Source organism: Rickettsia sp. MAE-05, from assembly GCF_057319745.1.
On the sequence record NZ_JBLTIO010000001.1, the window covers coordinates 521,463 to 545,461 of the forward strand.

Genomic DNA, 23,999 nt, shown 5'->3' on the forward strand with positions numbered 1-23,999 from the left:
GATTTACAGAATTTTTTTATTATTTTTTCTAGATTGCCACGCAGCCTATGGCTGCTCGCAATGACGACTTACCTAAAACTATTAATATATTCTTGTTAATTATATATCAAATCTTATACCGGCTGTTAAGTTGTGGCTTTGATAACGCATGCCACCGGTTGGTACACTTGTTCCTTGGTAAATTACATTCTTACTTTTTGTTCTACCGTCATCTATCCAGCTATAAGCTAGTTCTGCTTTAACACCGTCGGCGATTTGTGCAGAAGTACCTAAAGTTAGCTTGTAAGAGATATTAGTTCTGTTTTTAGTGTTAGATGAAAGACCTGTTATACCATTATATGTAATTTTCTCTTTAACTAATGCAGGACCAACACCGGCACCGGCAAAAACATCAAACATATCAAAATTAGTTAAATCTACATAACCGTTAATAAGTAAACGTGTAATAGTAGGTTTATGGCTTGCTGAAATGTTAGTACCGGTAAAAGGTGCATTAGTCGCAGCTCCAGATTTCTTTAACTTTCCACCTATTATAGTACCTAAAGTTAAATCGGCTCTAAAATTTTCGGAAATATAATAACCGATACCTAAATCAACAGGAACAGTTGTATTAGATTTTAATTTAACACCAGTTGCCTTATCTTTTTCTTTATTAAACATTGCTGCACCGGCATCTATTCTTAAATACCAATCATTACCCATGTCATCGGCAAATGATATACTAGAAGATAAAATTGTTGCACTTGTAGCAGCTATTAAAAGTAACTTTTTCATGGTTAGCACCTCAAATTAAATAATTAAACATTATCTTTAATGGCATATATAACATATTATATTTTTTAGTTCTATATTTAATCGGTAATTAGATTCATATAATAAAGCTTTTATAAAGTTTTGTGACAAAATAAACACATGTATTTAATTCATATTATTTATATATTTATTAAACTTATTTTTCTCATCTTTAAATTTATCGGCATCAGGTAAGGCAGGCTTTTTCTTGGTAATATTTTTCCATCCTTTATTTTCTATAAAATCTTTTGCACGTTCTACCCATTCTATTAACTCCGGTGATTCGGGTTTGATAGCATCTATAGGACAATCAGGAACACATACACCGCAATCTATACATTCATCAGGATTGATAACTAGCATAAATTCACCCGCGTAGAAACAATCTACAGGGCATACGTCAACGCAATCGGTATATTTACATTTTACGCATTCATCAGTTATAACATAGGTCATTTTATACTTCTATTGTAGTGAGAGTAGGTATTAGAAAGTATTATTATAACATGCAGCACGTGTTTCGACTTTCAACTGCAACCCTAGAGTATTTAATAAAGAACCGATATTGTCAAAACTTGGATTGCCTTTACTAGATAGCATTTTATAAATATGTTGCCTATTTATATGAGCTTCTTCAGATATTTTCGCTACACCGCCTCTTGCTATAATTGCTTCCTTTAAAGTAGCAAGGAATAACTCCTTATTATGATCTAAGGAATATTGTTCTAAAGCTTCGTTAATATAAGCTACTAATACTTCCTCATTTTGTAATTTTTCTTTTAAATAATCTGTAAATTTTTCCATATAACACCTAATTTATTTATAAACTTTTTCTATTATTTCCAAAGCTTTTTTAATATCCTTACCCTGAGTATCTTTACTACCGGCATTTAGCAGAAGAATAATTTTGTTATCTTTCTCAGTAAAATATATTCTATAACCTTTGCCGAAGAAGAATCTCAGCTCATATAATCTTCCTTTGATCTGTTTATAATCCCCATAAACTCCATATTCTAAACGAACTAATCTATTAATAATTCTGCTATGCGTTTCAACATCTAATTTCTCTAACCAATCTTTAATATAAGATTTACCACTGTCTGTTATAAAAAATTGTATTTGCTTAGTTTTTTGCATATGTTAAGAGTTAGCCTTCAGATAATTATATTGTCGCATAAATACGACTTACTGTCCAGCAGAAAATTATTTTAAAAAACTACGGATCATTAAATTAGAGAAGCAAATAACAACTACTCGCAGCTAGTAGTTTTTGATTTTGTCGATTAATATAGAAGTTCTTAAAAGTAATACTAATAGAAAATATAATATAAAACTGATAAACATTATAATTAAAGGCTTTAGCATTGAAGAGTGAATAGTTGGACTCCCTAGCCTTAAAACACTAGCAGGCTGATGCAGACTATACCAAATATTTACCGAGAATTTTACTATCGGTATGTTAATCAGTCCGATAAGAGCAATAATAGAAGCAGGATTTTGTGCTTTTCTTATATTATCCGCACTATTTACTATGATAATATAGCTTAGATATAATAAAAATAATATGAGCATAGAGGTAAGTCTTGCATCCCAAACCCACCATGTTCCCCATATAGGTTTTCCCCATAAAGAACCTGTTACTAAGCTAATCAAAGTAAAAGTAGCTCCAACGTAACTAGAAGCTACGGCTAGCAAATAGCTAATAGTAGTTTTCCATACTAAATAACTAAAGCTGCATGCTGCCATGAAAATATAAATACCAAGGGCCATCCAAGAAGCAGGAACATGAACATACATAATGCGTACAAACTCCCCTTGTTGATAATCTACCGGCGAAACTATTAGAGCTAAATAAAGACCTATAATCATCATGACAAAAGTAGATATAGCTAATATAGGTATTATAACCTTTGATAATTTATTAAAATAATAGGGGGTTAATAGTTTTAACATGTTTTCTTACTTCTTTATGTCATTCTTGCGAGAGGCTTGCGTGCGTGGATACCTAAATCGTCATTGCGAGAAGACGCTATAGGCGTCGACGAAGCAATCTCAGGAGTTTGTTATTATTTCATGAGATTGCCACGCAGCCTACAGCTGCTCGCAATGACGACTCCGGTATCAACAGTTCTACCATGATTATCGTATCCTCTTAAAAAACTCTTTCATTAATAGCCCCGAATCTTCGGCAAGAATTCCGCTATATATTTCCGGTCTATGAAAACAAGCACTACTGTTAAAATATCGTAAATTACTTTCGACTGCTCCGTGCTTGGAATCAGAAGCCCCGTAAAATAAACGTTTTAACCTGCTATGAGCTATAGCTGCCGCACACATAGCACAAGGTTCTAAAGTAACGTAAATATCATAATCATTTAAATTTTTAGAAGATATAAGATTACATGCTTCATTAATAGCAATAATTTCAGCATGATAAAGAGCGTTATTTTTTTCTTCGGTATTATTATGACTACTAATAATGATTTTTTGATTTAACCTATCTACAATCACCGCTCCGACCGGAACTTCATTTTTATCAAAAGCAATCCGTGCTTGTTTTAAAGCTTGCTCCATAAAAAAATTATTAAAATCCGTTTTTTTATCTAACAATATATTCACGGTAATTTACGTGTTCTTCGATTCCAAAAGGATCTTGGTGGATAATTATTTCAGCCTCCGGAAATTCCTGCAATATTTCAAAAGCAATCTCATCACTAATTTTATGAGCATTATAAAGCGACATATTGCCGTCCATTTCCAAATGACACTGAATAAAAGCTTTTTGAGCGGCATATCTAGTTTTCATTTCGTGCATACCTTTTACGCCTAAATGGTTATTAACTATCGAGATAATTTTTTGTCTATCTTGTTCAGGTAATTCATGATCGACTAAATTTTTAAATGCCTTTTTAAATAAAGAATAAGAAGAGTGAAATATATATAACGAAATAACTACACCAAATAATGGGTCAACAAACCAAAAATAATCACTTAAATTTATAGAGATAATTACTATAACATTAGTTAATAAGTCTGTGAAATAATGAAGCTTATCGGCTTTTACTATCTCCGATCCTGTTTTTTTAATTACATAAGTTTGATAAAGTACTAAAATAATTGTTAAGAATATACATACATACATTACCGTAGTACCGTCACTGATATTCTCCGGTTTTGTTTTTTCAAATAAAGATTTGACCGAAGAAAAGCCTACAAAAAAGCTGAAGCAAAGAAAAATATCGATTGAGAAAAAATTGTTAAATCCTGCATTTTTTCATACCCAAATCGATGATGATGATCGGGCGGTTGCAGGGCAAATCTTAAAGCTATTAGATTAATAAAGGAAGAAGTTATATCAAGCATTGAATCAATTAAAGAAGCAAGAATTGATTCGAATCGGTAACAACCCAAGCGTATAATTTTATACTTAAAATAATTAATGCCGTAGTAACCGATAAATAAGATGCCGATTTTATTAACCGATTACGGCTATTAGTATCCATAACGAATCTTTCCAATTTATTTTTTGTAGTTTAACAAAGAAAATATAAAATTCAATTATAATTAGGTTCCGTGAACAAAATTAAAAATAATATTTTAAAATACAAATAATTTAAATTTTGTTTGCAGAATCTAGTTTTAACTTTACAAAATTCTAAAAACCATATACTTATTATATTATATATTTAATAAGAGACAATTTATATGAAACTATTATCTAAAATTATGATTATAGCTCTTGCAGCTTCTATGTTACAAGCCTGTAACGGTCCAGGCGGTATGAATAAACAAGGTACGGGAACACTTCTTGGCGGTGCCGGCGGTGCATTACTTGGTTCTCAATTCGGCAAGGGCAAAGGACAGCTTGTCGGAGTAGGTGTAGGTGCATTACTTGGGGCAGTTCTTGGTGGACAAATAGGTGCAGGTATGGATGAGCAGGATAGAAGACTTGCTGAACTCACTTCACAAAGAGCTTTAGAAGCAACACCTAGCGGCACTAGCGTAGAATGGCGTAATCCGGATAACGGTAATCATGGTTACGTAACACCTAATAAAACTTATAGAAATAGCACTGGTCAATATTGCCGTGAGTACACTCAAACAGTTGTAATAGGCGGAAAACAACAAAAAGCATACGGTAACGCATGCCGCCAACCTGACGGACAATGGCAAGTTGTGAATTAACTGTCATACCGTGGCTTGTCCACGGTATCCAGAAAAACAACAACTTATAGTGTACATTTTTTACTGGATCCCGTGAATAAATCACGGGATGACGATTCCTAAGGAACAATCTATGACTTTCATAATAACAAGTACGGCGTTTAAGCATAATGAGCGTATTCCTGATAAATTTACTTGTAAAGGACAGAATGTTTCTCCGCATTTAGAGTGGAGTGATGCTCCTATAGATACTAAATCTTTTGTGCTTATCATGGATGATCCTGATGCACCAATAGAAATAGCACCACCGCACGGTATATGGGATCATTGGATAATATATAATATTCCTGCTTCTATTACTGAGCTTTCAGAAGGACAAATAGATAGCAATATTAAAATTTTAGATAATAGCTGGAAAGAAAAGAAGTACGGAGGTCCTTGTCCACCTGCCGGTAAACCTCATCGTTATTTTTTCAAACTATACGCTCTAAATGATTATCTTGAACTTGATGAGAATGCTAGCAAACAAGATTTAGTGCTGGCTCTACAAAAACATTTACTAGCTGAAACTGAATTAATCGGCATTTATTCTACATAATGTCATGGCTTACTCACATTAAACCGTCATTGCGAGCAATCATAGGCGTTGTTGCACGGCTCGCGAAACGGCTTGATGTCATTCCTGCGAAAGCAGGAATCCAAAAAAGTATAAATACAACAAATTTTTAAAATTAAAAGCTCGATTTATCTCGCTTTATGATGGATTCCTGCTTTCGCAGGAATGACATAAAACGAACCATGCAACAACCACGCTTTTAGCTAGGAATAAAACTTTAAACACAAAATATTATCTTGCAAAAACCTATAATCGAGTTTCGTAACGTATCTAAAAAATTCGGTAATAAATTGCCGATAAATAACGTTAGCTTTACCGTCAAAAAAAACAATATCACTACTTTAATCGGACCTAACGGTGCAGGTAAAACTACCATAGTACGGTTAATGCTTGGGCTTGAAAAACCGACAAGCGGCGAGATTATAATTGATTCCAAATTAAAAATCGGATATGTACCACAGAAGTTCGACCTAAGCCCTGATTTACCTATTACGGTGAAAAAATTTTTAGATTTGTTAGCACCAAGTAATTTTAATAACAATATTAAAGAGATTAACTCATTTATTGATTTGGAACATATAAAAGATCAAGAAATTTCTAAGCTCTCAGGAGGGCAGTTTCAAAAGGTAGTTCTTGCATGTTCAATAGTTAATAATCCTGACTTAATTATTTTAGATGAACCGCTGCAATCTTTAGACGTAACAAGCCAGCAGGAATTTTATCAGCTTATTAATCTGATTCGTAAAAAGCTAAATATTACGGTCTTTATGATCTCTCACGATTTATTTACCGTAATAAAAAACTCCGATCAAGTGATATGCTTAAACGGTCATATATGTTGTAGCGGAATACCAAACGAAATAACTCCTAACTCTGAATTCTCAAATGCACTTTCTTCTCTAGGCTTCTATACCCACCACCACGATCATAGGCACTAGACTTATTCCAAATATTGCTTTAAATATCTGCCTGTATGGCTATCATTGCAAGCAGCGATATCGGCAGGAGTACCGCATACAACTATCTTACCGCCTTTGTCACCGCCCTCAGGACCGACGTCAATAATATAATCTGCCGTTTTTATAACATCTAAATTATGCTCGATAACTAAAACGGTATTACCCATATCAACGAGTTTATGCAAAACTTTCAGCAATTTATTAATATCGTCAATATGTAGCCCCGTAGTCGGTTCATCAAGTATATAAAGCGTTTTACCGGTTGAACGTCTTGATAATTCTTTAGCAAGCTTAACGCGTTGTGCTTCACCGCCTGAAAGAGTAGTAGCAGACTGACCGATTTTAATATAGCCTAGACCTACTTCATTTAAGGTAATTAGTTTTTCATAGATTAACGGGATTTTCTCAAAAAATTGCATTGCATCTTCTACCGTCATCATCAAAATATCGGCAATAGATTTGCCTTTATATTTTATTTCAAGTGTTTCTCTATTATATCTGTGACCATTACAAATATCACATTTTACATATACGTCAGGTAAGAAGTGCATCTCTATTTTAATCAGCCCGTCACCTTGGCATGCTTCACATCTACCGCCTTTAACGTTAAACGAAAATCTGCCTACTTTATACCCTCTAGCTTTTGATTCAGGTAATTCCACAAACCAATCCCTAATATGGGTAAAGGCACCTGTATAAGTCGCAGGATTTGAACGAGGAGTTCTACCTATCGGGGATTGATTAATATCGATAATTTTATCAATATATTCAAGTCCTTTTAATTCTCTATATTTTCCCGGAAATACTTTGCTAGTCGGCTCTAAATGCTTTAGAGCCGCTTTATATAGAGTATGAATCATCAAGCTTGATTTACCACTTCCCGATACTCCCGTTATAGCGGTAAACGTACCAAGCGGAATTTTGATATCAACATTATCTAAATTGTTAGAAACCGCCCCAAGTAACTCAATTGACCTATTATCATGCCCTACTCTTGTTTCAGATGGTACTTTGATTGTTTGACGACCACTTAGATACCTACCTGTAATACTTTCTTCAAAATTCTTTATTTCTTCTGCATTGCCTTCTGCAATAACACGACCGCCGTGAATACCGGCTCCCGGTCCTATATCAATAATATGATCAGCTTCATACATTGTTTCTTCGTCATGCTCGACTACCAAAACGGTATTACCTAGATCTCTAAGCCTTTTTAGTGTCTCAATTAATCTTGTATTATCTCGTTGATGAAGACCGATAGACGGCTCATCAAGTACATATAAAACACCGCTAAGCCCTGATCCTATTTGAGATGCAAGACGAATACGCTGACTTTCCCCTCCCGATAAAGTACCTGCTTCTCGTGATAACGTTAGATAATCAAGCCCAACATTCATAAGAAATTTTAATCTCTCAGTAATTTCTTTGAGTATACGCTCAGCAATAAATAATTGCTTTTTATTTAATTTTTCTTCTAAGTGACTAAACCATTTTTGCAAGGCTGCAATACTCATACCTGCTACTTCGCCTATATGAAAATTCGCTATTTTAACGCATAATGCTTCGTCTTTTAATCTAAACCCTGAGCAGGCAGTACATTTATGTTCTGACTTAAATTTAGCTAGTTCTTCTTTAATTAAAACCGACTCTATAGTACGGTCCTTTTCCTGCAAACTTGGTATTATACCGGCAAAAGGTTGTTTTATTATTTGCGTTTTAGAACCGTCGTGAAACTCAAATTTTATTGCTTCTTCTCCTGAACCTTCAAATAAAATATCCTTAACATTTTGTGATAAACTTACAAAAGGTACTTCAATAGAAAATTTATAATGATCGGCAAGAGCCTTTAATGTCTCTAGGATAAATTTAGAAGATGTGCTACCCCAAGGCACTATTGCACCGTCTTTAATAGAAATTCTTTGATCTGGAACAATTAATTCTCTATCAAAGAAAAACTCCTTACCTATTCCTTCACATTTAGGACATGCTCCAAAAGGGCTATTAAAAGAAAAAATTCGAGGCTCTATTTCAGTAAGCTGAAAACCGGATACCGGACAAGAATATTTTTCGGAAAAAGTAATACGCTGATTTTTTTCAAATTCGGTCTTAACTGCCGGCGGTAATTCTACAATTTCTAAATAAGTAATACCTTCGGCAAGATTTAACGAACTCTCTAAGCTATCTGCAAGCCTATTACCTAAACTTTCGTCTAGAACTATTCTATCAACGATGACTTCTATATTATGCTTCTTATTTTTATCAAGTTTCGGTAAATCATCAATTTCACAAACTTCACCGTTAACTATTAATTTCTGAAAGCCTTGCTTTTTCAGATTCATAATTTCACGTTTGAACTCCCCCTTATGTCCTCTAACAATAGGAGCAAGTAAATATACTTTCGTGCCTTTAGGTAGTTCATTAATTATATCTACCATCTCAGAAACTGTTTGGCTATGTATCGGAAGACCGGTTGCCGGAGAGTAAGGAATACCCACCCTTGCATATAATAACCTAAGGTAATCATAAATTTCCGTTATAGTTCCAACCGTAGAGCGAGGATTTTTAGAAGTAGTTTTTTGGTCAATTGCAATAGCAGGCGATAATCCAGAAATAGATTCCACATTCGGTTTATTTTGTAAATGCAAGAATTGCCTTGCATATGAAGATAAGCTTTCAACATATCGCCTTTGACCTTCTGCATAAATAGTATCAAAAGCTAAAGAAGACTTGCCTGAACCACTAAGACCGGTGATAACAACAAATTTATTCCTTGGAATATCAACATTTATATTTTTTAGATTATGCTCTTTAGCACCGCGTACCTTAATATATTCTTGGTTCATAATCACTTCACTACAAAATTTTTGAGATATTTTTTAAAAAACCTGTAGTATTATAGGCTCTTTTATTTTATTATTGCAATAATAATATTTTAAAATAGGTAGTAATCTATGGCAGGTAGTTTAAATAAAGTAATATTAATAGGTAATGTAGGGCGTGATCCGGAAATTAGAACTACGGGCGAAGGGAAAAAAATCATTAATCTTTCCTTAGCAACAACCGAAACTTGGAAAGATCGCATTACCAGCGAACGAAAAGAACGAACTGAGTGGCATAGAGTAGTGATATTTAGCGAAGGGTTAGTATCTGTTGTAGAACGCTATGTCACAAAAGGTAGTAAATTATATATTGAAGGTTCATTGCAAACCCGTAAGTGGAATGATAATTCAGGTCAAGAAAAATATACCACGGAAGTTGTGTTACAAAATTTTAATTCACAATTAATATTATTAGATAGTAAAAACTCTAATAATCATACTCAAGATTCAGGGCATAGCGAATATAAACATCCTGAAGCTAAAAATCATTCCTTTGACCATAGCGACCTAGACGATGAAATACCGTTTTAATAAGCAAATCAAGGATATACATAAATGTCAACATTAAATAAAAACAAAATTATAACGCTATTAATTATTTCTATAATAATTTTACTAGGAGTAGGAATTTATAAGCACAAAAAACGAAATAACTATTATAAGCAATTAATCTCAAAACTTGAGTCTGTTTGTAATCCTACATGTGTGACGACCGAATCCACTCCCTGCCCAGTGACATATTGTAATACTAATCTCTTGAATTTAAACTCTAACTTTAGAGGGGTGCTTATTTAAAGATAAAAACAATTTAAATATTTTATTAAAAGCTAAAGAGGATGTAAGTAATTATATTGCAGACACTCTTGAATGGGAGCCACATCTCCAAAATGCATTGCGTCAAATAATAAAACCACGAGATAAAGTACTAGTCCTAGGGGCACATATCGGTATACATGCAGTTCTTATTAGTAAGCTAGCAAACGAAGGACAAATTTCAATCTTTGAAGCTAATCCTTATGTGTTAAAGTTTTTAGAAACTAATTTAGTTTTAAATAATATTACTAATGCTAAAATATACCCTAAAGCCGCATTCTCTGAAAATACTACAGTATCTTTTTTAGCAAAAGATACTGGTAATACCGGTGCTTCCCATATTAAAAGACTCGACACCACACAAAAAGAGGAGCTTATTACAGTTGATGCAGTAAATATTGACAGTATAAAAGAAATTCAAACTATCGATATCTTACAAATGGATATTGAAGGTGCTGAAAAAAATGCCGTTTATGGAGCTCAAAAATTAATTGATCGTTCTCCGAACTTAACTGTTTTCCAAGAATGGTCACCATTTTGGATGAAAGATATAGATACCTATTTAAAGTTTTGGCGTTCTAGAAATTATAAGATTGTTCAAATTACTTTAAGTGGCGGTTTAAAAGAATTAACAGATGAAGAACTAAAATCTTCAGGACAGATCGATATTATTATGACTAAGAATTTAGAAAAACTTATCAGTAATTTTAAACCTCTGTAATAATGAAAAAATTTATTTGGGCAATAATATTTTTAATACCAATATTTCTTTCAGGCTGTTCTACTACCCATGATGTAGCTAGTAGGGTAAAGCATTCACAAGATATAGCAACTCAAAATAACTTTCAGATGAGGCTAGTAAATGGTGGTGATTTTACTCTTACGACTTATCAGCGTATTACAGACCATAACCTACCTTTCGTATTCTATATTGAGGGAGATGGGCATCTTGCAGATGGCGGCGTTAACTCTGACAACCCTACCCCTGTTAATCCGATGCTCTTAAAGCTTGCTACAATGGATAAAAGACCGAATGTTGTTTATATAGCACGACCTTGTCAATATACTCCTTTAGAAATGAATCCAAAATGCGTTAGCGATTATTGGTTAGATAAAAGAATGGGGCAGGAAGTCGTAGATTCAATTAACAATGTCATAAATATTATTAATAACGGACAAAAATTTAGCTTAGTCGGCTTCTCCGGTGGGGGCGGGCTTACAATATTAATTGCCGCTCAAAATAGTAATGTTAAAGATATTATAACGATTGCCGGTAATTTAGATACTGAAAAATTTGATAAATATCATAATTATCGTGGTTACTTAGTTAAATCGTTAAACCCGATAAATTATGCAAAACAGGTTAATAATATCCCTCAATTACATCTCTCCGGCATGGATGACAAAAGAGTTCCGCCTTTCATAGCAGAACTTTACGTAAAAACAAGTAACTCACCATGTGTAAAAAAGAAAACTTTTCCTAATATTTCTCATGCAAAAGGTTGGGATAAAGTTTGGTCTAATATATTAGATACTCCTCTAATTTGTAATTAAGCATTAAGAAATATTATTAATCTATTTAAAAATCCTTTATTGACTTTTATACAAAACAGTATAATTCTTTGGTCGTGCCTCCGTATTGCAGTTTAGAGTAAATAGTCCATAATCCTCAAACAGTAATAAGAGAGAATTATAGTTAAGGAGTTATGGCAAAAATAGATGTTAAGTGTAGATATTGTAACAACACAGAAGAAGTAATAAAGTCAGGATATTCAATTTCAAAACAACAGAGATATCAATGCAAGCGGTGTAATCGATATTTTCAATTGGAGTATATTAATAATGCATCTAAGCCTGGAGTTAAGGAGCAAATAGTAGAAATGTCAATCAACGGCTCTGGAGTTAGAGATACAGTAAGAGTATTAAAAGTGGGTATCAATACAGTTATCCGTGTTTTAAAAAAATCTAGTATTAAAAACAATAAATCATTCTATCAGTACAACAGAAGTAATTATTGCTCCTGAGATAGATGAACAATGGTCTTATGTACAGAATAAATCCAGACAACGATGGCTTTGGTATGCCTTGGATAAGATTTCGTTAAAAGTAGTTGCTTATACGTTTGGTACAAGATGTGATAGCACATTAGAATCATTACTGAAAAAACTAGAGAATTTCAAGGTGACTTTTTACTATACAGATGGATGGGGGAGTTATGCTAGGTTATTAGACCCTAAAAAGCATATTATCAGTAAAAAATACACTCAACGGATAGAACGAAGTAACTTGAACCTTAGAACGAGATGCAAGAGGCTTGCACGTAAGACAATCTGCTTTTCCAAGTCATTGGATATTCATGATAAGGTTATTGGTACTCTTATTGAACGTATAGCTTTTTAATAGGCGTAACTGCAATATGGAGGCATGACCCGTCGTCTTTGTAAGTCCTCGGATGCTGAATGTTTAATATACGCTCCGCTCCTCGGCTTACAGACTCCTTGCTCTTTTTAAATTTGATCTTCGTATAACTACTCTCTTATTTTGTTCGGATTATGTTTTTACTTGAGAATATAAAATATTCCTCTTATTATCTTTTTTAAAATCAATAAAATAACTTAATGAGAAAAGTAGTAATATCCGGCATGATCGGCAATGCTTTAGAATGGTATGATTATGCATTATATGCTCAATTTGCTTATATTATAGGGCAGCATTTTTTTCCGGATTCAGAAATGCGAGAGACTTTAACTTTTGCGGTATTTGCTGCAGGCTTTATAGTACGACCGCTCGGCGGTATTATTTTCGGTAATATCGGTGATAGATTCGGCAGACGTACCGCTTTGGTAATGGGTATTATAACTATGGCAATACCGACTGCCGGGATAGGTCTCTTACCAGGCTATAAAACTATAGGTATTGCCGCTCCTATTATTTTAACTGTTATAAGACTCATACAAGGTTTTTCTTTAGGAGGGGAGTTTAGCGGTTGTATTTCGTATATTGTAGAACATGCTTCGTTCGAGCAGCGAGGACTTGCGGGGAGTAGCTCATTCGTTAGTATGTGCGGCGGTATGCTGCTTGGACTTGCTACAGCAGCCGGTTTTTCTTATTTTATGCCCGCCGATATGCTATTTGAATGGGGTTGGAGAATACCTTTTATTGCCGGTTTATTTATTAGCTCTGTAGGTTTATATATTAGAAAAAACCTAGCAGAAAGTCCTATTTATAAAAAAGCTAAGGAAACAGGGCGTTTAGCACGTTTTCCTTTACGAGAAACATTAACAAAATACCCAAAAGAACTAATTATCGCACTTGGTCTTTATATTACCGTAACTGCTCCTTTTTATACTTCTACGGTTTTTATCGGTAATTTTATGCAAACGCTTGGTTATACTAGTCAGCAAAGCGCAATTGTTAGTAGTATAATATTAATCGTAATGATGATAGTATTTCCTATATCTGCGTATGTTTCGGATAAAGTGGGGCGGCGTCCTGTACTAATATGGGGGATTATCTTGTTAATTTTATCAGTCTATCCTATTTTTCTAGCCTTAGGATCAATGAACTTTACTTTAGCTATAATATCTCAAGTAATATTTGCTGGAATTATCGCTATTTATATGGGACCTATCCCAACGGTTTTAGTAGAGATATTTCCAACTAGCATAAGATTTACCGGTGTTGCACTTTCATACAACCTTGCAGCTGCTATATTTGGCGGTACTGCTCCAATGTTAGCAATGATATTAACGAAAGTTACCGGAGACAATTATGCTATTGCATATTATTTAATTGCACTTGCTTTGTTATCTTCTATAATCCTAAAATTCTATAAAGAGACATATAAAAAGAATTTGGTCAGCTAATCATGAGTGAAATTTTTGAAGTACCGGATGGTGAAAGTAAGGTTTTACTCCATTGTTGTTGTGCTCCGTGCGTTGGTCCTTTAATGGAGAAAATGATCGATACTGGTATTAAGTTTACGCTTTTTTTCTATAATCCTAATATTCATCCTAAAAAAGAATATGAGCTTCGTAAGAATGAAAATATTAAGTTTGCTGAGAAGCATAATATAGAATTTATCGACGCAGATTATGATCCGCAAAATTGGTTTAGGCGTGCTAAAGGGATGGAGTTTGAGCCTGAGAGAGGTAAACGCTGCACAATGTGTTTTGATATGCGTTTCGAGCGTACGGCTTTATATGCTTATGAGAACGGCTTTAAAGTTATAACTAGCTCGCTTGGTATTTCTAGATGGAAAGATATGAATCAAATTAATGAATCAGGGATTAGAGCCGCATCTCATTATGAGGGGATAACATATTGGACTTACAATTGGCGTAAAGACGGTGGTGCTAGTAGGATGTATGAAATCGCCAAAGAAGAGAATTTTTATAAGCAAGAATTTTGCGGCTGTGTTTATTCTTTCCGTGATACTAACGATTGGCGTGTAGCTAATAACCGCCCTAAAATCGAGATCGGTAAGGAGTATTATTAAGAACTTTGTGTTATGCTATTTCGTCATTGCGAGCAGCCGTAGGTCTTGTTGCGTAGACCGGTCATTGTTCTTTATGTCATTCCCGCAAAAGCGGGAATCCATCATAAAGCGAGATAGAGCGAGCTTTTAATTTCAAAAACTTGCTGTATTTATATTTTTTTTGGATTCCTGCTTTCGCAGGAATGACATTGTATGCTTTTTCTGAGCCATACAACAAAGCTGCGTGACATTGTACAAAAGTGCATATTTAATAAATAAGCATATAAAAATTTGTTTTTTATATGCTTTACTAGATTCCCGCTTCTGCGGGAATGACATAATAACCATAATTATTTATGAAAAAACTATCATTTCAGCAAATTATACTAGCCTTGCAAAATTACTGGCAGGATTACGGCTGTGCAATATTGCAGCCTTACGATGCACATGTTGGAGCAGGTACATTTCACCCTGCAACGGTACTTAGATGTCTTGGCTCAAAACCTTGGTCTGTTGCATATGTTCAGCCATCAAGAAGACCAGGCGATAGCAGATACGGCATGCACCCTAACAGAATGCAACATTACTATCAGTTTCAGGTTATCTTAAAGCCATCGCCGGATAATATTCAAGATTTATATCTTAAAAGCTTAGAATGTTTAGGCATAGATTTAAAAACGCATGATATTCGTTTTGTTGAAGATGATTGGAAGTCGCCGACGCTCGGGGCTTGGGGGCTTGGTTGGGAGGTATGGTGTGATGGTATGGAAGTATCCCAATTTACTTATATGCAGCAAATCGGTGGTATTGAATGCCGTCCTGTTGCCGGTGAAATCACTTATGGGCTTGAGCGGCTTGCATTATATATTCAAGGTGTCGATGAAGTAAAGGAACTGGATTGGAATGGGCAAATAGGAGAAAAAGCTTTAAAATACGGGGAAGTTGATTTCGAGGCTGAACGACAATACTCAAAATATAATTTAGAGCTTGCAGATAGTGAGATGTTAGTACGACATTTTAAAGATAGCGAAGAACAATGTGAGCGGTTAGTAAAAGAAAATGTACCACATGTTGCTTATTATGAATGTACAAAAGCAAGCGATGCCTTTAATCGATTAGATGCACTTGGGGTAATTAGCGTTACTGAGCGTGCCTCTTATATTTTAAGAGTACGGCACTTAGCTAAAATTTGTTGTATGAAATGGTTGGAGTTAAGCGGTGAGTGAATTATTATTAGAGCTATTTAGTGAAGAAATACCTGCATTCATGCAAAAAAATGCTGAAGAGGGTTATTTAAACATATTCACGAAAATTTTTGAAGAAAATGAAATATTTGCAAAAGTACAACTATTTGCAGGACCTCGTAGGATAACGCTGCACGCTACCCACTTACCGAAAGTAACTCTACCGAAAGAAATGGAAATTAAAGGACCGAGTATAGATGCTCCGGAAGCTGCAATTAATGGATTTTGTAAAGCTCATAACGTTAGTAAATTAGAGCTTTCTACTAAATTAATTAATAATCAGCTATATTATTTCTTTGTTAAAAAAACAGAAGAAAGAGAGATAAAAGAAATTTTGCCCGAGATTATTATAGAAGCTATTAATAAATATAGCTGGGCAAAATCGATGTTTTGGGGTGATTACCAAATAAAATGGATTAGACCTCTGCGAAATATTTTATGTATATTTGATGGCGAAGTACTACCACTGCAATTTGGGCATTTAACCGCTAATAATATTACGTACGGGCATCGTCTTACTGATAATAAAAAATTAGAAGTAACAGATTTTGAGGATTATAAAAATAAACTTCTAGAAAATCATGTTATTTTAGAAAGAACAAAGAGAGAAGAAATAATTAAAACTGGCTTATTAGAGCTGGCAAATTCTCGTAATCTAAACATAAAAGAAGATAATCGTTTAATTGAAGAAGTAGCAGGGCTTAGTGAATTTCCTGTTGTGCTACTTGGAAAAATCCCACAAAAATTCTTAGAGCTACCTAAAGAAGTACTTATTTCTTCGATGCGTACACATCAGAAATATTTCTGTCTATTCGATAAAGAAGGAAATTTCGCACAATATTTTCTCTTTGTCAGTAATGGTAGATTTGCAAATGCCGAACTCGTTATTAAAGGTAATGAAAAAGTACTATCTGCACGTCTTTCGGATGCTTTATATTTTTATAAACAAGATATAGCTAAAACTTTAGAATCAGGATTAGGCAAATTAGAAGCTGTAACATTTCATGCAAAGCTTGGTAACTTAAGAGAAAAAGTTGGGCGTGTAGCTAAAATTTGTAGTTATATAGCTCTAGACAATACAGATTTAATTACAGCAGCTAAACTTTGCAAAAGCGATCTTGTTTCTGAGATGGTTGGAGAATTTCCTGATTTGCAAGGTATTATGGGCTATTATTATGCAAAGCATGAGGGGCTAGGTGAAGAAGTAGCCGCTGCAATTAGAGACCATTATAAACCGCAAGGACTTAATGATAATACACCGAGCGGGAATGCTGCTTTGCTTGCTTTAGCTGATAAACTAGATAGTTTAGTCGGTTTAATGATAGCGGATGAAGCCCCAACAGGTTCAGGCGATCCATATGCCTTAAGACGTCAAGCTCTTGGCATAATAAGAATAATACTTGAAAATAAATTAGAGCTAAATTTAAATGATTTAATTAGTTTTTCTATAAACTTATATAGAGATTCTTCTCATAAAAATAAGGATTTAACAATATCTTTCTTTGAAGAAAGAGCAAAATTTTACTTTAAAAATGACTATGATATTGCATTAATTAATGCAGCTCTTGACTTAAATTTAGTAGATACAAAATTTAAGCTTGAGGCGTTAAAAGAATTTTTAATAGAAGATGCAGGCAAGCAATTATTAAATGCTTACAAACGAGCTAGCAATATAATCGGTAATCAGAAAATTACCGGCTTAGTTGATGTGAGCCTCTTTAGTACACAACCTGAAAAAGAATTATTTGAAGTAATCCAAAAAATTTCACCACAAATTATAGATAGTATAGCTGATAAAGATTATAAGAAAGCTTTAAATTTATTATCATCTCTATTAACTCCCATTACTAACTTTTTTGATAACGTACTAGTTAATGATCCTGATCCAAAAATCGCAGAAAATCGCTTATCGTTATTACATAATATTTGCGAGTTATTTGATAAGATAGCCAAGTTTAACCGCTTATGATTGAAACTTTCCTATGTCATTCCTAGCTAGAAGCAGTGTTGTTGCATGGCTCAAAAAGCCCGCTCGGTGTCATTCCCGCGAAAGCGGGAATCCAGCGTAAAGCGAGATAAATCGAGCTTTAAAAAAGTCTTTTAAAGATCTTTAAAGTACTGGATTCCCGCTTCCGCGGGAATGACATAAATGAGTCACGCAACAACGTCGCTAGAAGCGGGAATGACATAGAGAAGCAGATATATAACAAAACCAAAATAACTAAATTAATGTTCAGTAAAGCAGTTCAATTTATAAAATCCGGCAAGGTAGTTGTTTTTCCAACCGAAACAGTTTATGGAATTGGAGCAGATGCTACAAATAATGAGGCGTGTTTAAAGATTTTTCAGTTTAAAAATCGTCCTGCTATTAATCCGCTTATTGTGCATGTATCATCCATAGAGCAAGCAAAGGAAATAGGAAAGTTTAATGATTTAGCTACAAAGATAGCAGAAAAATTTTGGCCTGGACCATTATCTATAGTTGTCCCTTTAAAAGAGAATGCAAATATTGCTCCTAGTGTAACGGCAGGGCTTAATACAATAGCGATTCGGATACCGTCTTATCCGCTAGCATTAGAACTTATCAGACAATCAGGTGTACCTATAGCCGCACCAAGTGCTAACCCTTCAAACTATATTAGTTCGACTAACGCCGAGCATGTTACAAAACATTTTAAGGATAATCAGGAAATTTTTATTTTAGCACCTGAAATTTATCAATCTGAATATGGTTTAGAGTCAACGATAATCGATACAACAACCGCTACTCCTACTATTCTTAGAGAGGGCTTTATAACTGCTGAAATTTTAGAAGAAGTACTTGGGGTAAAAGTTTTTAAAGTAACAAATGACGCTGTAAAAGCTCCTGGAATGCTTGCAAAGCACTATTCTCCTAATGTGCCGGTTAGATTAAATGCTATAAATTTAGAGGATAGAGAAATTGGATTAAATTTTGGCAATAGCAATCTTACGGGAAGATTCTCATTAAATCTAAGCCTTAAAGGCGACCTTATAGAAGCTGCTGCAAATCTTTATGCTTATTTGAGAGTCCTAGACGATTATGCTGCCTCTCATGATGCACGAGGTATAGCTGTTAGCCCTATACCTCGAGTGAATATAGGGGCTGCAATTAATGATCGCCTGAAACGTGCTGCAAAATGATAAATTTCGGTGTTCTATTCGCCTTAATAGCTTTTTGATGATATTTGGTAATTACATAATTATCATGTGAGGTTAGATAATAATCTTCATTCATAATTTCAAAATTACTATTCTGCTTTATTAGCTCTATTGCCTCATAAAAATAATTTTCGATATCGGAAGCAAACACTAAATTACCGTTATTTTTTAGCTTATCTTGCAAAATCTTAAGACGTTCCTTATTAAAAATGCGTTTCTTTTTTTGCTTATTTTTTATCCATGGATCAGGAAATAAAATATAAATTCCATCTAAACTATTATTTGGTAAATCGTTTAATATAAAATCTAAATTGTTAGGAAATAATAAAAAATTTGTGATATTCTGCTCACTCGCAAGCTTTAAAACATTTGCAACGCCGTTTAAATATACCTCTACCCCGATAAAAAGTGCATCAGGATTCATTTTGGCTTGGTTAATGAAATGCTCGCCCATACCAAAACCTATTTCTAAAAAGATTTTACGTTTTTCATCAATAAGCTTTTCTTTGGAAAATAAATATTTCGGTAGTTCGTTATCTAATAAATTTTGTTGCAGCCCTGATAAGCTTTTACCGATTCGCCTTGCATATGAACGATTGAGATTAATAGGAGAAAATAATATTACTCTACTGTGACCTTGTAGATCCTTATAAACGCTTTCAATATTATAACCATTACTTAAGAAAATTTGGGTTACCGCCTCTTCCTGTTTAAAACCTATTTCTAATACAATCTTACCGTTTGGTTTTAAGAATTTTTTTGCATTTTCGGCAATTATTCTATAACACTGTAAGCCGTCCTCTTCAGCAAATAATGCAAGATGCGGCTCGTGGTTCAGTGTCTCAAGTACCATCTCTGATTTTTCGGTGTGCGATATATATGGTGGGTTGCTAACTATAACATCAAATTTTTGCTTTCCTAGATTTTCAAACCAATTACTTTGAATAATCTGAATGCGATCCGTTATGTGATGTTTAAGAGCATTGTTCCTTGCAACTTCTATTGCATCAAGACTTATATCGGTGGCAATTACATTAGCATTGGGTAGTTCGCATAATAGGCTGATAGCAATGCAACCGCTACCGATGCCAAGCTCGAGGATTTGTGTGTATTCGTCATTGCGAGAAGACGCTATAGGCGTCGACGAAGCAATCTCAGGCAAAATTCCTGAGATTGCCGCGCTCCTTTTAGTCGCTCGCAATGACGGTTTGAGTAGCCCTAGAACTATTTCCACCAAAATTTCAGTATCGCTTCTTGGAATTAACACATGTTTATTAACAATAAATTCACGTGAGTAAAATTCTTTGACACCTGTAATATATGCTATCGGTTCATGCTTTAATCTTCTCTCTAACAGTGTTTCAAAAGCTTCTATCTCAGCTTCATTTAACTGCTCATCAAGATTAATAAGCAAATATTCGATAGGTGTATTTATAGCATGCCGTAGTAAGATTCGTGCTTCTAATTGCGACGAACTGATACCTATTTTATTTAATTTATCTGATGCTTTACTCAAGACTTGTTTTATAGAATATTGCACGGAACAGGTCCAACTCCTATAATTTCTAATATTGCTTTATATATTGTTTGCATAATGATAGGACTGCAAGTAGTTAGAGGACCTAAAATTAACCGTTTATTATCTATACTACGTATTTGGTCTATTAAAAGATCTGAATCTCTTTCTAATTTATTATGAGCTTTAATACGAATTCGTAAAGGGAAAGCATCGTCTATTAAATTAGTTGTTAGCGGAATGATTAAAGTAGAAGGATGTTTTGCGTCCAATAATACTTGATCTTGAATAATCAATACAGGTCTTGTTTTACCAAGCTCACTACCAACTCTAGGATTTAAATCGGCAAGCCAAATTTCTCCGAGATTAATTTTCAGGGTCATGCTCTATATTAGAAAATTCGGAATTTATTTTCATGCTTTCTTTTCTTGTACGCATACTAATTGCAAATAATTTTTCTTTTCTTTCTTGCTCATATAGGCTTTTATTCATAGTTTCAATAGATCTTCTAATATATTGACTACGTGAAATATGAAGTTTTTTAGCCCTTTTAGCTACTTCCTCGGCTAAATCATTGGGTAATCTTACAGTAAGTGCAGACATAACTCTTAAGTATTACAATTATAAACACATAGTGTCATTATAGTTGTAATACAATTTATGTCAAGTTCTCATTTTCTACCTAGATTTTTCATCTCTAAAATATCTTCTATATTACCCAAAGGAGCTTGTTTCTTAAGTTCAATGAATTTGTGCAATGCATCGGTGGCTATAATCTCCTCCATATCCCTTGGCAACTCACAAGAAAATTCCATAATTTCATTACTAGTCGGATGAGTAAAACTTAAATACCAAGAATGCAGAGCTTGGCGTTTAAAATCGATTAATTTTGCTTTTAGCTCAGGAGGTGAATGAGCAATTTTTCGGTCATTATTACCATAAGTTTGGTCGCCTACTACCGAATGCTTTAAATGGCTTAGCTGCACCCTGATTTGATGAGTTCTGCCGGTACTAAGCCTGCATTCCACCATACTAATAGTACCCTTGTGAAACAGCTCTAGAGTCTTGTAGTGCGTCACGGCTTCTTTACCACCGTATTTTAATATGGTCATTTTTTGACGATCTACTCGGCTACGACCGATATTATTCTTAATGACTCCTTCTAGCGGGTTAATCACTCCCCAGACTAAAGCTTTATATTTCCGTATTACCTGCCTTTGTTCTATCTGATTTGCAAGCAACATATGGGCTTTATTATTTTTAGCAACCACCATCAAACCTGTAGTGTCTTTATCTAAACGATGCACTATCCCGGGTCTTTCTGCTGAACCTATATCCGATAGATTCTTCGTATGATAAAGTAATGCATTAACAAGCGTATCATCATGATGTCCTGCCCCTGGGTGTACCGTCATACCTGCCGCTTTGTTAATTACTATCAAATCATCATCTTCGTAAATTATATCAAGTGCTATATTTGCTGCTGCAATTTTTAGCTCTTCAGGTTCTTTAAAAGAAAATAATATAACATCATTCTCCTTGACCAAAACATCAGGATCAGAAATAATTACATCATTAATCTGTACTTGCGAATTCTTAATAGCTTTTTGGATTTGGTTTCTAGAAACAGGGTAATTCAGAAAACTTGATACAAGCGAATTTTGCAGGTCTCGCCTGTGCTCACGTATTAATATACGCTCCGCAGGCTCGCCTTGAAATTCATCTTGTCTGAAATTTTCTGAATTACCCTGTACATTCTTAAAAAGATGTAATAAAGCTTTGTCGAGTCTTATATTATTTAGTTCGTTTGGTACATTATATGTTAACATATTTTATTTTAAGATAATGAATAATACGCTTAAATGGTTAAGTGCAATCGGTGTTGAATATTACTGCTCTGAGCATCCGCCGAAATTAAAGGTACATAATAATATTGAACTAACTGAGAAACCACAAGTAAAACCTATGCCTACAAAAGAAGCTGCATTCAATATGAATGATAAAGTGCATGATAATATAACCCAAGCAAGATCTCTTGCCGATAAAGCTAATAATATCGAAGAACTAAAAGAATCTCTACTAAATTTTAACGGTTGTGAACTTAAGAAATTCGCTACTAATACCGTTTTCGGTGATGGTAACCCACAAGCTAAAATTATGTTAATAGGCGAAGCTCCGGGAAGTACTGAGGATTTGAAAGGAATACCTTTTTGCGGTGAAAGCGGCAATTTACTTGATAATATGCTGCATGCTATCGGAATTTCACGGAAAAATAACGCTTATATTACTAATACGGTATTTTGGCGTCCTCCCGCTAATAGACAGCCAACACTCGAAGAAGTCGATATTTGTAGACCGTTTGTCGAGAAACATATTGCTCTTATTAACCCGAAGCTAATTATTCTAGTCGGTAGTACGGCTGCAACTAGCTTACTTGGAAAAAATTCGGGTATTACTAAAATTAGACAAGAATATTATTTTTATACCAATAAATATCTATCCACTCCTATCCAAACTACGGCAATTTTCCATCCTGCTTATTTACTTCGCCAACCTATGCAAAAACGCACCTCTTGGTATGATTTACTAAAGATTAAGGAGTATCTTGTAAATAAAGATTTGGTTACTAGCTAAACTTTTATATTATGTAACTAATTTTAGTTGCTTATGTTAATAAATAATGCTATAGTTATGTTATAATTAAAAAAATATTAAATTGAGTTCAATAGATAAACTTATTAAAAGATTGAAATCAAAGCCAAAAGACTTTACTTGGGATGAGTTAACTAGACTGCTAGGTAGCTTACATTTTGAAGAACTTAAAACGGGTAAAACCGGCGGTTCTAGAAGGAAATTTTATAATAAAAAAACAGCTTTAATTATTAATCTACATAAGCCTCACCCTAAACCAATTATAAAACCTTATTTAATTGAACAAATAATTAAAAAATTAGAAGAAGAGGGACTAATATGATAAAAAACGATTTTATGAGTTATAAAGGTTATTTAGGATCAGTACATTTTGACGCTTCAGAAGAATTATTTTTTGGCAAAGTAGAATTTATAAGAGATTTAATAACTTATGAAGGCTCTGATGCTAAAACTTTAGTGAAGTCATTTCATGAAGCTATAGATAGTTACTTAGAAGATTGTAATATAGTCGGTAAAATTCCCGATAAACCGTTTAAAGGTAGTTTTAATGTTAGAATCGAGCCTGAATTACATAAAGAAGTAAGCCTGTATGCTATGCAACACGGTTATACCTTAAATGGAATAGTAAAAAAAGCTTTAAACGAATTTATCAAATGTTAGAAATATTTACAGCACCTAATAAGCTTTAATTCTTTATGTAAATCAAC

Annotated in this window: 24 protein-coding genes and 3 pseudogenes; 15 read left to right on the top strand and 12 right to left on the bottom strand. The window is 34.0% G+C overall.

Annotation, left to right across the window (positions count from 1 at the left end; genetic code table 11):
• Positions 1-99: 99 nt before the first annotated feature.
• The 7 genes and pseudogenes from adr to ACNFN7_RS03010 form a co-directional block, all read right to left on the bottom strand.
• Positions 100-774: an adhesin Adr gene (gene adr, locus ACNFN7_RS02980; protein WP_485440756.1), complete on the bottom strand. Its 675-nt coding sequence runs from the start codon at positions 772-774 to the stop codon at positions 100-102.
• A gap of 144 nt (positions 775-918) precedes the next feature.
• On the bottom strand, positions 919-1,248 hold the full coding sequence (gene fdxA, locus ACNFN7_RS02985) for a ferredoxin FdxA (protein ID WP_485440757.1): 330 nt from the start codon (positions 1,246-1,248) through the stop codon (positions 919-921).
• A 30-nt stretch (positions 1,249-1,278) separates the two neighbouring features.
• On the bottom strand, positions 1,279-1,596 hold the full coding sequence (locus tag ACNFN7_RS02990) for a helix-turn-helix domain-containing transcriptional regulator (RefSeq protein WP_011271616.1): 318 nt from the start codon (positions 1,594-1,596) through the stop codon (positions 1,279-1,281).
• Positions 1,597-1,608: 12 nt separating this feature from the next.
• Positions 1,609-1,929 carry a type II toxin-antitoxin system RelE/ParE family toxin gene (locus tag ACNFN7_RS02995; RefSeq protein WP_485440758.1) on the bottom strand — a complete coding sequence of 107 codons (321 nt, stop codon included), beginning with the start codon at positions 1,927-1,929 and terminating at the stop codon, positions 1,609-1,611.
• A gap of 123 nt (positions 1,930-2,052) precedes the next feature.
• Positions 2,053-2,745 (bottom strand): heme ABC transporter permease, encoded by a 693-nt coding sequence (locus ACNFN7_RS03000; protein WP_011271618.1) that lies wholly within the window; start codon positions 2,743-2,745, stop codon positions 2,053-2,055.
• A gap of 186 nt (positions 2,746-2,931) precedes the next feature.
• Positions 2,932-3,411: a nucleoside deaminase gene (locus tag ACNFN7_RS03005; RefSeq protein WP_485440759.1), complete on the bottom strand. Its 480-nt coding sequence runs from the start codon at positions 3,409-3,411 to the stop codon at positions 2,932-2,934.
• Positions 3,392-4,295 (bottom strand): annotated as a pseudogene (locus tag ACNFN7_RS03010) (cation diffusion facilitator family transporter). The gene ACNFN7_RS03005 and the pseudogene ACNFN7_RS03010 overlap by 20 nt, the downstream one beginning before the upstream one ends.
• A 202-nt stretch (positions 4,296-4,497) precedes the next feature.
• Here ACNFN7_RS03010 and ACNFN7_RS03015 point away from each other — a divergent pair.
• The 3 genes from ACNFN7_RS03015 (at position 4,498) to ACNFN7_RS03025 (ending at position 6,510) form a co-directional block, all read left to right on the top strand.
• Positions 4,498-4,977 carry an RT0821/Lpp0805 family surface protein gene (locus ACNFN7_RS03015; protein ID WP_485440760.1) on the top strand — a complete coding sequence of 160 codons (480 nt, stop codon included), beginning with the start codon at positions 4,498-4,500 and terminating at the stop codon, positions 4,975-4,977.
• Positions 4,978-5,089: 112 nt separating this feature from the next.
• Positions 5,090-5,554 (top strand): YbhB/YbcL family Raf kinase inhibitor-like protein, encoded by a 465-nt coding sequence (locus ACNFN7_RS03020; protein ID WP_485440761.1) that lies wholly within the window; start codon positions 5,090-5,092, stop codon positions 5,552-5,554.
• 254 nt (positions 5,555-5,808) lie between these two features.
• Positions 5,809-6,510 (top strand): ATP-binding cassette domain-containing protein, encoded by a 702-nt coding sequence (locus ACNFN7_RS03025; RefSeq protein WP_485440762.1) that lies wholly within the window; start codon positions 5,809-5,811, stop codon positions 6,508-6,510.
• Positions 6,511-6,512: 2 nt separating this feature from the next.
• Here the strand turns inward: ACNFN7_RS03025 and uvrA are convergent, their stop codons facing one another.
• Positions 6,513-9,374, bottom strand: coding sequence for an excinuclease ABC subunit UvrA (uvrA, locus tag ACNFN7_RS03030; protein ID WP_485440763.1), 2,862 nt, complete (start codon positions 9,372-9,374; stop codon positions 6,513-6,515).
• A 108-nt stretch (positions 9,375-9,482) separates the two neighbouring features.
• Here uvrA and ACNFN7_RS03035 point away from each other — a divergent pair, with 108 nt between their 5' ends.
• The 9 genes and pseudogenes from ACNFN7_RS03035 to ACNFN7_RS03075 all read left to right on the top strand — a co-directional run bounded on the left by ACNFN7_RS03035 (position 9,483) and on the right by ACNFN7_RS03075 (position 19,106).
• Positions 9,483-9,941 (top strand): single-stranded DNA-binding protein, encoded by a 459-nt coding sequence (locus ACNFN7_RS03035; RefSeq protein ID WP_041079061.1) that lies wholly within the window; start codon positions 9,483-9,485, stop codon positions 9,939-9,941.
• Between the two features lie 361 nt (positions 9,942-10,302).
• On the top strand, positions 10,303-10,944 hold the full coding sequence (locus tag ACNFN7_RS03040; RefSeq protein ID WP_485440764.1) for an FkbM family methyltransferase: 642 nt from the start codon (positions 10,303-10,305) through the stop codon (positions 10,942-10,944).
• Positions 10,945-10,946: 2 nt separating this feature from the next.
• The gene (locus ACNFN7_RS03045; protein WP_485440765.1) at positions 10,947-11,777 is read left to right on the top strand and encodes an alpha/beta hydrolase family protein; all 831 of its coding nucleotides are present in this window, start codon (positions 10,947-10,949) and stop codon (positions 11,775-11,777) included.
• Positions 11,778-11,929: 152 nt separating this feature from the next.
• Positions 11,930-12,623 (top strand): annotated as a pseudogene (locus tag ACNFN7_RS03050) (IS1 family transposase).
• Between the two features lie 218 nt (positions 12,624-12,841).
• Positions 12,842-14,089 (top strand): metabolite/H+ symporter, encoded by a 1,248-nt coding sequence (locus tag ACNFN7_RS03055; RefSeq protein WP_485440766.1) that lies wholly within the window; start codon positions 12,842-12,844, stop codon positions 14,087-14,089.
• 2 nt (positions 14,090-14,091) lie between these two features.
• Positions 14,092-14,721: an epoxyqueuosine reductase QueH gene (locus ACNFN7_RS03060; protein ID WP_485440767.1), complete on the top strand. Its 630-nt coding sequence runs from the start codon at positions 14,092-14,094 to the stop codon at positions 14,719-14,721.
• A gap of 335 nt (positions 14,722-15,056) precedes the next feature.
• Positions 15,057-15,926, top strand: coding sequence for a glycine--tRNA ligase subunit alpha (locus tag ACNFN7_RS03065; RefSeq protein ID WP_485440768.1), 870 nt, complete (start codon positions 15,057-15,059; stop codon positions 15,924-15,926).
• Positions 15,919-17,913 carry a glycine--tRNA ligase subunit beta gene (gene glyS, locus ACNFN7_RS03070; protein ID WP_485440769.1) on the top strand — a complete coding sequence of 665 codons (1,995 nt, stop codon included), beginning with the start codon at positions 15,919-15,921 and terminating at the stop codon, positions 17,911-17,913. Before ACNFN7_RS03065 ends, glyS begins: the two co-directional genes overlap by 8 nt.
• Before the next feature lie 260 nt (positions 17,914-18,173).
• Positions 18,174-19,106, top strand: a complete 933-nt coding sequence (locus ACNFN7_RS03075) for an L-threonylcarbamoyladenylate synthase (RefSeq protein WP_485440770.1) — start codon at positions 18,174-18,176, stop codon at positions 19,104-19,106.
• Here ACNFN7_RS03075 and trmB read toward each other — a convergent pair.
• The 4 genes and pseudogenes from trmB to ACNFN7_RS03095 form a co-directional block, all read right to left on the bottom strand.
• Positions 19,075-20,664 (bottom strand): bifunctional peptide chain release factor N(5)-glutamine methyltransferase PrmC/tRNA (guanosine(46)-N7)-methyltransferase TrmB, encoded by a 1,590-nt coding sequence (gene trmB / locus ACNFN7_RS03080; RefSeq protein ID WP_485440771.1) that lies wholly within the window; start codon positions 20,662-20,664, stop codon positions 19,075-19,077. The two genes, ACNFN7_RS03075 and trmB, sit on opposite strands and share 32 nt — an antisense overlap.
• Positions 20,649-21,023: a type II toxin-antitoxin system PemK/MazF family toxin gene (locus ACNFN7_RS03085; protein ID WP_485440772.1), complete on the bottom strand. Its 375-nt coding sequence runs from the start codon at positions 21,021-21,023 to the stop codon at positions 20,649-20,651. Before ACNFN7_RS03085 ends, trmB begins: the two co-directional genes overlap by 16 nt.
• A complete protein-coding gene (locus ACNFN7_RS03090) occupies positions 21,007-21,243 on the bottom strand; it encodes a ribbon-helix-helix protein, CopG family (protein WP_485440773.1) in 237 nt (78 codons plus the stop codon). The genes ACNFN7_RS03085 and ACNFN7_RS03090 overlap by 17 nt, the downstream gene beginning before the upstream one ends.
• A 68-nt stretch (positions 21,244-21,311) precedes the next feature.
• Positions 21,312-22,268, bottom strand: a pseudogene (locus tag ACNFN7_RS03095) (RluA family pseudouridine synthase); the annotation flags it as partial.
• Positions 22,269-22,485: 217 nt separating this feature from the next.
• Here ACNFN7_RS03095 and ACNFN7_RS03100 point away from each other — a divergent pair.
• From ACNFN7_RS03100 to ACNFN7_RS03110, 3 genes are all read left to right on the top strand, one after another.
• Positions 22,486-23,274, top strand: coding sequence for a uracil-DNA glycosylase family protein (locus tag ACNFN7_RS03100; RefSeq protein WP_485440774.1), 789 nt, complete (start codon positions 22,486-22,488; stop codon positions 23,272-23,274).
• A gap of 82 nt (positions 23,275-23,356) precedes the next feature.
• On the top strand, positions 23,357-23,614 hold the full coding sequence (locus tag ACNFN7_RS03105) for a type II toxin-antitoxin system HicA family toxin (RefSeq protein WP_485440775.1): 258 nt from the start codon (positions 23,357-23,359) through the stop codon (positions 23,612-23,614).
• The gene (locus ACNFN7_RS03110; protein ID WP_485440776.1) at positions 23,611-23,952 is read left to right on the top strand and encodes a type II toxin-antitoxin system HicB family antitoxin; all 342 of its coding nucleotides are present in this window, start codon (positions 23,611-23,613) and stop codon (positions 23,950-23,952) included. The genes ACNFN7_RS03105 and ACNFN7_RS03110 overlap by 4 nt, the downstream gene beginning before the upstream one ends.
• Positions 23,953-23,999 lie beyond the last annotated feature (47 nt).

What these genes read in the sequence shown, in the direction of transcription:
- uvrA (WP_485440763.1), bottom strand. Translation starts at nt 9,374, where the DNA reads ATGAACCAAGAATATATTAAGGTACGCGGTGCTAAAGAGCATAATCTA.
- ACNFN7_RS02990 (WP_011271616.1), bottom strand. Translation starts at nt 1,596, where the DNA reads ATGGAAAAATTTACAGATTATTTAAAAGAAAAATTACAAAATGAGGAA.
- ACNFN7_RS03100 (WP_485440774.1), top strand. Translation starts at nt 22,486, where the DNA reads ATGAATAATACGCTTAAATGGTTAAGTGCAATCGGTGTTGAATATTAC.
- ACNFN7_RS03045 (WP_485440765.1), top strand. Translation starts at nt 10,947, where the DNA reads ATGAAAAAATTTATTTGGGCAATAATATTTTTAATACCAATATTTCTT.
- ACNFN7_RS03000 (WP_011271618.1), bottom strand. Translation starts at nt 2,745, where the DNA reads ATGTTAAAACTATTAACCCCCTATTATTTTAATAAATTATCAAAGGTT.
- ACNFN7_RS03035 (WP_041079061.1), top strand. Translation starts at nt 9,483, where the DNA reads ATGGCAGGTAGTTTAAATAAAGTAATATTAATAGGTAATGTAGGGCGT.
- ACNFN7_RS02995 (WP_485440758.1), bottom strand. Translation starts at nt 1,929, where the DNA reads ATGCAAAAAACTAAGCAAATACAATTTTTTATAACAGACAGTGGTAAA.
- ACNFN7_RS03090 (WP_485440773.1), bottom strand. Translation starts at nt 21,243, where the DNA reads ATGTCTGCACTTACTGTAAGATTACCCAATGATTTAGCCGAGGAAGTA.
- ACNFN7_RS03060 (WP_485440767.1), top strand. Translation starts at nt 14,092, where the DNA reads ATGAGTGAAATTTTTGAAGTACCGGATGGTGAAAGTAAGGTTTTACTC.
- ACNFN7_RS03015 (WP_485440760.1), top strand. Translation starts at nt 4,498, where the DNA reads ATGAAACTATTATCTAAAATTATGATTATAGCTCTTGCAGCTTCTATG.
- ACNFN7_RS03075 (WP_485440770.1), top strand. Translation starts at nt 18,174, where the DNA reads ATGTTCAGTAAAGCAGTTCAATTTATAAAATCCGGCAAGGTAGTTGTT.
- ACNFN7_RS03065 (WP_485440768.1), top strand. Translation starts at nt 15,057, where the DNA reads ATGAAAAAACTATCATTTCAGCAAATTATACTAGCCTTGCAAAATTAC.
- fdxA (WP_485440757.1), bottom strand. Translation starts at nt 1,248, where the DNA reads ATGACCTATGTTATAACTGATGAATGCGTAAAATGTAAATATACCGAT.
- adr (WP_485440756.1), bottom strand. Translation starts at nt 774, where the DNA reads ATGAAAAAGTTACTTTTAATAGCTGCTACAAGTGCAACAATTTTATCT.
- ACNFN7_RS03085 (WP_485440772.1), bottom strand. Translation starts at nt 21,023, where the DNA reads ATGACCCTGAAAATTAATCTCGGAGAAATTTGGCTTGCCGATTTAAAT.
- ACNFN7_RS03110 (WP_485440776.1), top strand. Translation starts at nt 23,611, where the DNA reads ATGATAAAAAACGATTTTATGAGTTATAAAGGTTATTTAGGATCAGTA.
- ACNFN7_RS03055 (WP_485440766.1), top strand. Translation starts at nt 12,842, where the DNA reads ATGAGAAAAGTAGTAATATCCGGCATGATCGGCAATGCTTTAGAATGG.
- ACNFN7_RS03020 (WP_485440761.1), top strand. Translation starts at nt 5,090, where the DNA reads ATGACTTTCATAATAACAAGTACGGCGTTTAAGCATAATGAGCGTATT.